Here is an 11,217-nt window from a genome sequence, read left to right as displayed (position 1 = left end):
CCGCCTCCGTGATTCCACCGCAGTCACTTGACTGGAACCCCAGTTGACCCCGCCGGTACGGCGGGGGTCACGGCCGTGGCGGCGGAGCGCATAGGCGGCGGACAAGGCGCATAGGAAGGACCGCGCCCCGGCCGTTCACTTCCTGGGCACCTCCACGAGGGACAGCAGACCGCCGAGCACCGCGAACAGGACGACGGTGAGGGCGATTTCCACGGTGTCGACGCCGGCGTTCTCGACCAGGCGGCCACCGGCGAAGACCCACGCCGCCGCGCCGCCGGCCACCAGCAGGTGGTTGCCGCGCTCGCCGGTCAGCCGCATCCCGGCCCAGAGCAGCAGCGGCACCAGGAGGACGCCGGCGACGGACGCCACGAGGCTCTCGATGAATCCGGTGCCGAAGCCGGCGTCGGGGCCGGCGGAGGCGGCATGGGCCCACTGCCGCAGGGCGTGCCAGACCGCGTAACCGAGGAGGGCCGCGAGACCGGACACGAGCGTGCCCTTGAGCCAGCGGAACGTTCTGGTCTTCGTCATGGGTGCACCGTTTCACGGGGGACGGGAAAAGGGCCTGAGTACGGGTACTCAGGCCCTTTTCAACGGAGTTGGTTCAGCCGAACCGGCTCGGTCGGGCCGGGTCGGCCGGCCGGTCAGCGGCCGTTGAGCGTGTTCTGCAGCGCCGTGGCGTAGATCGCGGCGCCGGAGACCTTCGGGTGGAAGGACTTCATGGACGGCATGACGTTGCCGGGCAGCCAGTCCACGTCGCGGTTGTCCGCCTTGGAGTGGCCGGACAGGACGATGCCGTTGACCGTCTCCGTGTCACCGCAGATCGCCTTGCCGGCGAACTCGTCGCGCGGGTCGGAGAAGACCGCGTTCGCCGCGTAGAGGGTGTTGGCGTCGTTGACGGCGCCCTGCATCTCGGTGGCGACGGTGTCGGCCATCGAGTTGAGCCACGGCGCCTCCTCGGTGCCGATGCCCATCACGCACTGGCCGTCGTGCTCCAGGAGCTTCGGGTAGCCCATGAGCACGATCTTCGCCTTCGGGGCCTTCTTGTGGATCTCGCCCAGGGTGGTGGCGAGGCGCGGCCGGACGGTGTCGTGGGCCCACACCGGCGCCCACTTGTCCAGCGGTCCGGTGGTGCCGGAGGCGGAGCCGCCGGTGTCCGGGTTCTTGTTGTCGAGCTCGTTGTCGTTGCACACGGTCAGGGCCGTGATGCACTCCTGGATGATGTCGGCGAACCGCATGTCATTGCCGCCGATGGAGAGCATGACCAGGGTGGTGTTCTGGTCCAGGTAGCCCTGGGCGATCTGGCCCAGCTCACCGCTCTGGCCGTCGCGCAGGATGTTGAAGTGGCGGGCGCCGGAGCAGGCCACGAACTGGTAGTCCATGTTCGGACTCATGCTGTCCATCATGGCGCCGATCGAGGAGCCGTAGCCGGGCAGGACCGCCACCCGGGACCAGGCGTACTTGGAGCGGTGGCACTTGTCCTCGGTGTCCGGCTGCTGCGCGTCGTAGTAGTCGGACTCGGGGAAGTAGTCGTCGCCGCCGTTGGACGAGGCGCCCTCACCGGAGGAGTACGAGTCGCCCATGGCGACGACCTGGTTGGCCGGCTTGCCGCCGAGCGGCTCGAAGGCCGCCGCGTCCCAGGCGACGTCCTCGGTGCCCTTGCCGTCCTGGGTCACGTTCGACAGCGACACGGTGGGCGTGCCGGTGAAGTTGAACGCGCCGAGCGAGACCCACTTGTTCTCCATGAGCCGCTGCGGCTTGGCCCGCTGGGTGCTGGTCGAGTCGCTGCCGCCGACGGTGTAGACGGCCTGCCGGGTGTGCGCGCCGTGGTCGGGCAGGTGCACCCAGACCCGCATCCAGCCGCGGTTGCCGGTGCCCAGGGTCCAGGTGCCGGTGGTCTTCAGCCGGTCGGCGTCGGTCGTGCCGGCCTTGTTGGTGTGCGAGAACCAGAAGTGGTTGCCGTAGGCGGCGCCGATCTGGTGCAGGTCGATGTGACCGGAGGCGCCGGCGAAGGACAGGTCGAAGGTGCCCGCGGACGAGACGGCTCCGCAGCTCCGGGCCGACGATCCGGCCGGGGTGACGCCGTTGGCGACGTCGTCGACGACCAGCGTGCCGGCCGGCAGACCCGCGCTGCACCGCGGCGGGTAGGAGTTCTCGTCCGGCTGCTCGGGGTAGGTCGTGTCGAAGCGGTGCAGCGGGTTGCCGCACTCGGCGTTGGCGGTGCAGTTCTTCCAGGTGGCGGACTTGTGGAACCAGCACTTGAGGTAGAGCGGGTCCGACTCGTTCGGGTCACCGGGCAGCAGGCAGGGGCCGCCGCCGGTGTTGTTGGTCGCGCCGGTGCTGATCTTGGAGGCGTCGCAGTCGTTGCTGCTGTCGCAGAACAGGCCGATCGGCGGCTTGGCCGTCGTACGGTTCATGGTGGAGGTCCACCAGGCGGCGCGGTAGCCGGGCGCGAAGGTGCCGGGCTTGGACATGGCGGAGATGGGTCGCGCGGCCCAGCCGATGACCTTCTCCTCGTACGGCCAGTCCTGCGGGTGCGCGGCCTGGCTGTAGTCGTCGCCGCCGGCCGCGTTCTCCAGGAACGGGGTGCGGTTCTCCTTCCACAGCGGGTTCGCCGGGTTGTTGGTCCAGCCCACGCCCCACTTGCCGGACGTGGTGCCGGCGGAGGACTGCGGGTGGTAGCCGGAGTTGTAGGCCCACAGCGCGTAGAACCAGTTCTCGATGTACTTCGGCTGGCCGTCGTTGATGAGCAGGCCGTCGGAGCGGGTCTGGTTCCACTTCTCGATGAGGATGTTCACGCCCGCCGCGATGTTCGCCGCGTAGTCGAGCGCGACCGCCTCCTGCTGGGTCACGGTCTTCGTCACCGGCTGGCCCTTGTTCGGCAGTCGCATGCCGTCGGTGACCTGGGTGACGCCGTAGCCGCAGTCGGAGTTGGACCAGTCGATGGCCCACGGGTCGGCCTGCTGGCCGCTGGACGAGTAGTGGACGCCGTAGAAGTTGGCGACCAGCGGGTTGGCCGTGACGCCGGGCACCGCGTACCGGGTCGCCTGCCACATGTTGGACTCCTGGGCGGTGATGCCGAGCATCACCTGCGCCGGGACGTGCCAGTCGGCGCCGCTGCCGCCCGTCATGGTGCTGAGCGGGAACAGCGTCTGCGGCGAGTAGGCCGCCATGCCGGTGTTCTTCCAGTTCGCCGGCCTGCTGGCGCCGGCGTTGAGGTTGCCGACGACCGCCTGGTCGACGGCCCACTCGATCTGGCGCGGGGTCGGCTGGAAGGCCTGCTTCTTGACGTCGTTGCGGGGCACGGAGCAGGTGCGGTCGTCGTCGACCGGCGAGGCGAGCGCGCTCACCGCGCCCGTGGCCGCGGAGCCGGTCGCGGACCGGGAGCCGGTCCCGGTCGCGGGCCCGGTCAGGGCCGGGCTCAGCGCGGTCGCGGAGCGCTGGGCGGCGGCGTCGCCGAGCCGGTCGCCCGGCATGGCGTCGAGGACGGTCGTACGACCGGTGTCCAGCGCCTTGAGGGTGATCCGGGCCGTACGGGCCGAGAAGGAGTCGCGCTGGGTGATCCGCGAGTCCTTGCCGTCCGCCCAGGCCGTGGTGAGCGCGGCGCCGCCGCGGCTGGAGACGCGGGCGTCCTTGGCGATGCCGCCGGGGTTGCGGACCGCGGCGGGCAGGGGGCCGTTGTTCCGGGCCCGGCCGGTGACGTAGACGGTGCCGGCGGGGGTGCGGGCCAGGTCGAAGCCGGTGAGCGGGCCACGGGCCAGCTCGGCGGCCTGCGCCTTGGCGTTCGGGGCGCGCAGGGCGCCGGCGTCGACGCGGGACACGGCCGCCTGGTTCGCGGTGGCCATGGCGGAGGGCTTCGCGTCGCCGGGCAGGCGGTCGATGAAGGTGACACCGCCGTCGGCGTCCGGCTGCAGCTGGAAGGGGACGGCGTGGGTGCGGGCGACCGTGCGTACGGTGCTGCCGTCGATCCGCACGACCTGCTTGCCGCGGGCGGCGACGATCGCACCGCCCGCGGGGACCGCCGAGGTGACCTGTCCGGGGACGGTCGCCTTCTTGGTGCGGCCGGTGCGGGCGTCGGTGGTGACCAGCCGGGTCTCGTTCTTCTTCGCCGTCAGTTCGTCGGTGAACTGGGTGAAGACGACGTCGTCGCCGGTGCCGCAGCCCGGCGAGAAGTAGCCGAGCGTGGCCTGGAACGGCAGCTTGCGGACCTGGCCGTTAGTCAGGTCCATGACAGCCGTGAAGGCGCCGCGGCTCATCAGGTCGGGCTTGTTGGTGAAGGTACGGGGCGCGTACGCGACCGCCGCGTACTTTCCGGAGCCGGTGACGCAGGCGTTGCCGATCCAGGTGTCCGTGTCGAAGCCGGGCTCGGAGAGCGAGGCCGCGGTCTTCCACCGGTAGCCGTCCTTCTCGGCGGCCACCATCACATGGAACCCGGTGCCGTCGCCCAGCGTCGTGAAGGCCTGGTCCGACGACGCCCGGTAGCCCGCGCCGAGCAGTTCGGCGCGCTTCTCCTGCGGTACGGCGCGGGGCTCGCCGCCCGGCGCGGGCGGCACGGCCGAAGGGGCCGACGGCGCCCAGCCGTTCGCCGCACCCGGGGGAACGGTGCTCGCGTACGCCTGTGTGGTGACACCACAGGCCACCGCGAGCGCGACGGCCGCGGTGACGGGGACGCGCGCGTGCCTGGACACGGCGCGTATCGATCTCGTGGGGCTCAACGTCTGTCCTTAACTTCCGGGGGGACACGCCCGGTTCGGGGCGTGCGGCCGCACCGGATCCGACACCGGGACCCGGCACGGAGTGCTCGCGTGGGGGGAAGCGCGAGCCATCCTGGCAGCGCGCGCTCTTCTGCGACTCTCACCCCGCGCCCTGGGCATCCGGCCCGGCGGAATGAGTACGCGGACTCATCCGCCCGGCCGCCCCGGTGCGCTGGACTGTCCCCATGACGACGAACCCCGCCCCCGCCGCCCCCACCGGCTCGTGGATCCCCGCCCTGCTCTCCACCCTGGTGACGCTCCCCCTGGGCCTCGTCTCCCTCTTCTTCGCGGGCCTCTCCCCGATGGCCTGCGACTCCTGCGACGGCGCCGAGGCCGACCGCTTCGACGCCAGCTTCGACATCGCCTTCCCCCTCCTCGGCGGCGGCCTCCTTCTCGCCCTCGTCCTCCTGATCGCCGCCTGGGCCCCGCCGCGCCGCCCGGCCCTGGCGCTGGCCGCGCCGCTGGTGGTCGTGGTCTCGGTGCTGCTCTTCATGGGCATTCTCGACACTCCGTGACCCCAACGGGCCCCACGGCTCTAGGGTGTGAGGCCATGAGTGAATGGCAGCTGACCGACGACGAGGGCGGCACCCTCGCCGCCCGCTGGTGGCAGTGGGCGCGATCCGCCCCCGAGAGCCGGAGCCCCGTCGCCGACACGACCGGCGAACACGCGGACTGGCAACAGCCCGGCGACGTCTGGTTCCTGGCCGGCACCTACGGCGGCCGGGTGGAACGTCGTTGCGAGATCCCCGCCGACCGCCCGGTGTTCTTCCCGGTCCTCAACACGGTCCACACCAAGCTCCGGTCCCGCAAACCGCTCCCCCTGGACGTCTCCACCGCGAAGGCGCACCTCAACGGCGTCCCGCTCCCCCTCCACGAGTTCACCACCCGCCCCTTCCGCCTGGGCCTCCAGATGCACCTCGCCTGGGGCCTCTGGGCAGCCCTCACGCCGCTGCTGCCGGGTCAGTACGTCCTGGAGATCAAGGCGGTCTCGACGGACGGCTTCTGGGTGGACACGACCTACCACCTCACGGTGGCGGACGGCTGACGTGCGGGCGCCGACGTGAACGCAGCCCCAGGCGACGGGCCTGGGGCTGCGTCATGTGCGCGATGCCGGGCTGTTACTTCGTGTCGACCGCCCAGCTCGCGGTGTTGTCGGCGGTGATCGGGTCAGGGGTCGCCGAGCTCACCTTGGCGGTCGTGTTCTGGAGCTTGGCGTTGCCCCGGAAGAAGTACACGACGTCGACGGTGTGGCTCGCCGCGGCGGCCAGGCTGGGATAGGTGCAGGTCACCGTGGTGGCGGTGGTGTTCGCGGTGTGGGTGCAGGAGGCGCCGCCGGTGTCGGAGACGTAGTTGCCGACCTTGGTGCCGGGCAGCGTGACCGTGAGCACGGCCGCCTGGGCGTCGGACGGACCGTTGTTCCTGATCGTCGCGGCGTACGTGACGCTGGTGGACGGCTGGTACCGGTGCGACGGGGCGGTGAGCCCGGCCGCGAGGTCGGCCTGGGTGCGTACCGAGGTCGACGCGGACGCGCTGTCGTTGGCGTTGTTCGGGTCGCCGCTGCTCGTGCTCACCCGGGCGGTCGTCGTCAGCGTGCTGTTGGCGGGCGCGGACGGCGAGACGAGGACCTGGGTGTAGACGATGACCGACTGGCCGGGGTCGAGGTCGCCCAGGCGGCACTCGATCCGGTGCGGGTTGCCCACGACCTGGGCGCACGTGCCCTCGCCGCCGCTGGAGATGCTGGCGGACTGGTAGGTGACGCCGTTGTCGAGGTCCTCCGTCAGGTCGACCGTACGAGCCGTGGACGGCCCGTTGTTGGTGATGGCCGCGGTGTAGGTCAGCGAGGTGCCGGCCACGACCGGGTCGGGCGAGTCGGCCAGTGCGACCCTCAGGTCGGACCGGGTCGCGACGGTGGTGTCGGTGTGGGCGTAGTTGTCGGAGTTGTTCGGGTCGAGGGTCACGCTGCTCACGGACGCGTCCGCGTGCAGCACGCCGGTGGTCGTCGGCTTGACCCTGGTCACGATGGTCATGGTCGCCGTGGCACCGGGCCTGAGCAGGTCGAGGCCGCAGCTCGCCGGCTGGAACGGGTCACCCGGCACGCCCGCCGTGCAGCTGGTGCTCGACGGCAGCGTGATCGAGGTGACGGTCACGCCGGCGGGCAGCTGGTCCTTGAGGACGACGTTCTGCGCGGTGGACGGCCCGCTGTTGCGCACCGTGACCGAGAAGGTCAGGTCCGTTCCGGCGGTCACCGGGTCCGGGCTCGCCGTGGCGGACGTGATCTTCAGGTCGGCCAGCGAGGTGACGGGCAGCTGGGTGCTCTGCGTGTTGTTGGCGCTGTTGGGGTCGGGGGTGTCCGAGGTCACCGTGGCCGAGTCGTGGACGGTCTGGCCTTCGGTGGCGGTGTACGAGACGACCACCGTCGCCCGGCCGGGCCCGCTGGGCGTGGCCGGCCGGATGTCGCCCAGGGGACAGGTGACGGTCCCGCTGGACTGGTCGGGCGGCGGCAGCGAGCCGCAGCCGCCCTGGCTGGCGGTGGCCGAGCTGATCGTGAACGTGCCGTCCGAGGTCGCGGTGTCGGTGAGGACGACGTCGCGGGCGGTCGAGGGGCCGTTGTTGTCGACGTAGACGGTGCACTTGCCGGGCTGGCCGGCGAGGACGTTGTTGTCGCAGGACTTGGAGACCGCGAGGTCGGCCCGCTCGTTGACGTTGACCGAGGCCGTGGCCTTGTTGTCGGCCGGGTCCGGGTCGAACTGGTCGGCCTTGATCGTGGCGTCGTCGGTCAGCGGCGTGGGGCCGCCGGCGGGGACGTCGTAGTCGGGGTCGACCTGGCTGCGGATCTGGATCGGCACGGACGCCTGGTCGGCCAGGGTGCCGAGCTCGCACCGCACCTTCTGGCCGGTGATCGTGCAGCCGGGCTGGGTGACGCTGAACGGCACGTCGCCGGCCGGGAGTTCGTCCTCGACGATCACGTTGTCGGCGGCGTCGGGGCCGTTGTTCTTGGCGACCAGGTTCCAGCGGAGCTCAGCGCCCGCGACCGCGGGGCTGGGCGAGCCGGACTTGGTGATCGAGACGTCGGCGGGGTTGCAGGTCGGGAACTTGAAGGAGGCGACCCGCGTCTGCCAGCCGGCGTTCGACGTGGTCTGCATGTACTCCGTGGTGTACCAGAAGGTGCAGCCGTCGGTGGGGTCGACCTGCATGGCGCTGTAGTCGCCCCAGCGGCCGATGCCCTCCGGGGAGGCGCCGGTCTGGGAGCCCTTGCCGTCCCGGATCCGGAGCTCGCTCTGCGGGAGCAGCCCGAGCGGGTCGCCGGCCAGCCGGGCGGCGGCCCGGATGGAGGGGTAGACCTTCGGGTTCTGCGCGGTCGGCGTGGCGGGCGCGCTGGACACGCTGTAGCCGAGCGCCATGTTGCCGGCCTTGTCCATGGCGATGCTGCCCATCCAGCGGTGCGCGGCGTCGGGCGCGAAGGTGCCCTGCTGGTGCAGGATCCAGTTCATGGAGCCCGCGGGGCGGTGCAGCTCGTACCAGCGCACACCGGCATGGCCGGCGCCGTCGACGTTGACGGTGTGGTTGACGACCATCGACTCGTAGGTGCCGAAGTTCCGGTACTGCAGCCGGTACATCAGCCGGTCGGACAGCGGGTCGAGCGTCTGTGTGGTGTCCGGCTGCGGAATGCCGCTCAGGCTGGTGTTGAAGTCCGCGACCGTGACGTCGGCGAGCTGGGTGAGGGTCGAGTTGGCCGGCACCTGCCAGTCGACGTGGAAGGCGAAGCTGCGCAGCGTGTTGTTGCCGGTGATGCGCGTCAGTGTCGCGGGGGCGCCGAAGGTGGGCAGCCGGGTGCCGTCGAAGTCGGCGGGCAGCATGCCGGTGTCGGAGGACAGGCGGGTGAAGCCGTCGCCGCCGTTGAGCCCGATGCCGGTGTCACAGCCGAAACAGACGAACCCGGCCGGGTTGCCGTTCAGCATGTTGGCCCGGTCGAAGGCGTACGCTCCGCCCGCTCCCGGGGCGCCTTCCCAGTTGAAGGTGACGTAGTACGCGTCGGGCCAGACGCCCAGCTTGGGGTAGTCGTTGAAGCGCTGGTTGCTGACCAGGAAGTCGTACAGGTGCCAGCCCCCGGTGACCGGGTCGGCGGTCTTCGACACCGCGATGCACTCGTGGTACGGCGCGATCGGGTCGTTCGAGGCGTCCTTGTTGAAGGCGAAGTACGTGATCACCCAGCGGTCGGCGATCGGGTCGTGCCGGACGACGCCGTCGCCGCGGTTGGTGGTGCGGCAGAGGCTGTCCGCAGGCTGGTACGTGGAGAACAGCTGGTTGGTGGCCATGGGCGTCGGCACCGGCGGGCTCCCCGCCGTCAGCAGGCCGTTGCCCGGGTTGTTCTTGTCGTAGATCTGGAACGAGCTGTTGACCTGCTGGATGTAGTGCTTCGGGCCGACGTCCCCGTTGGTGTCCGGCGGGAAGATGCCGTTGACGTTGTTGACGCCCTCGAAGTCCTGGATCATGTCCGAGAGCGCCCCGGGGCCCCGGAGCCGGGCGGGCGCCCGGCCGGCCAGCGGGTCGGGACGCGTGTCGGGCTGCACACGGCGCCTGACGCGCCCGTCCTCCTGCCGGGCCGGGCCCTCAGGACGCGGCGGCCGTGTCCTGATCTTCCTCAGGTCGCCGTCGAACTCGCCCGGCGTGACCTTCTGCGAGGTCACGGACGGCGTGGGCGCGTCGGCGGCCGTTGCGGTCGCGGTGCCGGCCGCCACGAGCGAGGAGACGGGGAGCAGCAGCGCGATCGCCGCGGTGGCGACCCGGCGCCCCCAGCCGGATGATGGCCTTCGGGGCCATCTCCTCTGGAGGTCGGCCGTGGCCTGTGGTCGTGACAATTCCTTGCCCCTTCTGGCAGTGAAGTCCCGCGCCTCGTACTCCGGCTCGCCGCCGGGCCGGGCTCCGGTGGACTTCCTGGAACCGGTGGAACCGCTGGGTGCTGTCGGGTGCCGCGGCGCCGTTCCCGGCGTCCGTGGCGGGGCCGGCGGATATCTCCGTGCGCGGCGCGCGGGCCTTCTTCTCGTCCTCGCGGCGGTACTGGTCGGCTGCGGGCCGACGAACACCACGCACCCCGGCGTCTCCGGCGGCGGCACCAACCCGGGCACCGTGTGGGGACAGGTCACCCTCTGGCCCCGCGTCGGCGGTCCGGAGTCCGCGGACCACCCCAGCCCGGGCAGGCCGTTGCCCGGGGCGAAGGTCGACTTCACACGGACGGGCGGGGGCGGCGGCCCGGAAGTCGCCACGACCGACGGCGAGGGCCGCTACCGCATCCGGCTCGCGGCGGGCGCCTACACGGTCCGGGTGGAGAACCGGGTCTTCAACGTCAGCAACCCGGGTGCGACGCGCCAGGTCACCGTGCGGCCCGGCGAGACCGTGCAACTGGACCTCGTCCTCGACTCCGGCCTGCGCTGACCTGCGAGGCCGCGGCCCGTCACGGAACATGCGGGCCTCCAGCGGCGCGGCACGAAACGTTCACCGTACGCGGGCGACTATAACTCTACGTAGCCGACATGCACCGGATCGACACTCTCCGTGATAACGGCCGGAAGGGTGAGTCGCCGCGTACGGGTGACCTCGGCGTGTCGTTCCCATGCCGCCGGCCGCGCCGGGTGCACCGTGGGGAACAAGAAACCCGCGCCCGCGGAAGAATCCTTCCTGCGGGCACGGGCAGTGGTGGGGCGGGTGGGACTCGAACCCACGGCCGACGGATTATGAGTCCGCTGTGGATCTTGACGGCCCTTACGCTTGATGCTCAGCAGTGACGTTTTGCCTGGTCAGATGAAGTAAAGAAATCTCTCTCCACCTCCTATCATTGTCGGTCCTTTCCTAATCTTTGCGTCCAAACGTCGCCCAAACCCCGTCCCGCCGAGAAGCGCCCGACGCGCCGTGCGCCCGTCACCTCGGCTAGCGAGAGGCTTCGGACTCCGTCCTCAGCTCGAGCTGGCCTGATGGAGGGTGAGCATGATTTGAACGTCTCATGATCCGGGGGCGTCGCGCCGCGGAGCTTGCCGAGGACTCGCCAGGACTTGAGAGTGGCGATGGACTGTTCGACAACTGCACGGACCTTTGCCTGGGATCGGTTGACGACCTGACTGTCAGCTGTTGCCGTCACCCCGAACTGAAGCCCTGCCAGCAGCGCCAGGAACGAGACGCAGCAAGCGACGACTGGCAGAACAGCGGCTACGTCTTCACAGGGCGGACGGCGTCCCGGTCGAACCTGCCACCCCGTCCAGGCACTTCGCGAGCCTGCCTCGCTCCGCCGGGTTCCGCCGTATCCGCTTCCACGACCTCCGCCACTCGACAGCCGCACTCCTGCTGGAACAGAGGCTCGAGCTAGTCGTGACCAAGGAGCTTTTGGGACACGCGCATCGGCGTCACCGCCACCGTCTGCGCCCACGTTCGGCTCCGCCTCCAGCGCCAGGCCAGCGACACCCTCAGTAACGCC

Annotated in this window: 7 protein-coding genes and 1 pseudogene; 4 read left to right on the top strand and 4 right to left on the bottom strand. The window is 70.8% G+C overall.

Annotated elements, in window-relative coordinates; translation table 11 throughout:
• Window positions 1–135: 135 nt before the first annotated feature.
• The gene (locus ACIRSU_RS18085) at window positions 136–528 is read right to left on the bottom strand and encodes a hypothetical protein (RefSeq protein WP_403793164.1); all 393 of its coding nucleotides are present in this window, start codon (window positions 526–528) and stop codon (window positions 136–138) included.
• A 113-nt stretch (window positions 529–641) separates the two neighbouring features.
• A complete protein-coding gene (locus ACIRSU_RS18080) occupies window positions 642–4,685 on the bottom strand; it encodes an SGNH/GDSL hydrolase family protein (RefSeq protein ID WP_403793162.1) in 4,044 nt (1,347 codons plus the stop codon).
• Window positions 4,686–4,936: 251 nt separating this feature from the next.
• Between ACIRSU_RS18080 and ACIRSU_RS18075 the strand changes: the two genes are divergently transcribed.
• The gene (locus ACIRSU_RS18075) at window positions 4,937–5,266 is read left to right on the top strand and encodes a hypothetical protein (RefSeq protein WP_403793160.1); all 330 of its coding nucleotides are present in this window, start codon (window positions 4,937–4,939) and stop codon (window positions 5,264–5,266) included.
• A gap of 35 nt (window positions 5,267–5,301) precedes the next feature.
• Window positions 5,302–5,796, top strand: a complete 495-nt coding sequence (locus ACIRSU_RS18070; RefSeq protein ID WP_403793158.1) for a hypothetical protein — start codon at window positions 5,302–5,304, stop codon at window positions 5,794–5,796.
• 73 nt (window positions 5,797–5,869) lie between these two features.
• On the opposite strand, the gene ACIRSU_RS18065 is transcribed toward ACIRSU_RS18070, so the two are convergent.
• The gene (locus ACIRSU_RS18065; protein ID WP_403793157.1) at window positions 5,870–9,610 is read right to left on the bottom strand and encodes a hypothetical protein; all 3,741 of its coding nucleotides are present in this window, start codon (window positions 9,608–9,610) and stop codon (window positions 5,870–5,872) included.
• Between the two features lie 4 nt (window positions 9,611–9,614).
• On the opposite strand from ACIRSU_RS18065, the gene ACIRSU_RS18060 reads away from it, so the two are divergent.
• Entirely contained in the window at window positions 9,615–10,184 is a 570-nt protein-coding gene (locus ACIRSU_RS18060; RefSeq protein WP_403793156.1) for a carboxypeptidase-like regulatory domain-containing protein, read from the top strand.
• 518 nt (window positions 10,185–10,702) lie between these two features.
• Here the strand turns inward: ACIRSU_RS18060 and ACIRSU_RS18055 are convergent.
• Window positions 10,703–10,875 (bottom strand): annotated as a pseudogene (locus ACIRSU_RS18055) (IS5/IS1182 family transposase); the annotation flags it as partial.
• Here ACIRSU_RS18055 and ACIRSU_RS18050 point away from each other — a divergent pair.
• Entirely contained in the window at window positions 10,875–11,213 is a 339-nt protein-coding gene (locus tag ACIRSU_RS18050) for a tyrosine-type recombinase/integrase (RefSeq protein WP_403793154.1), read from the top strand. The pseudogene ACIRSU_RS18055 and the gene ACIRSU_RS18050 overlap by 1 nt on opposite strands.
• The last annotated feature ends 4 nt before the right edge of the window (window positions 11,214–11,217 follow it).

The organism is Streptomyces sp. NPDC101160 (genome assembly GCF_044768205.1).
Lineage (GTDB): Bacteria > Actinomycetota > Actinomycetes > Streptomycetales > Streptomycetaceae > Streptomyces.
Note: the sequence above shows the minus strand (reverse complement) of the source record. Positions and strands in the feature narration are given on the sequence as shown.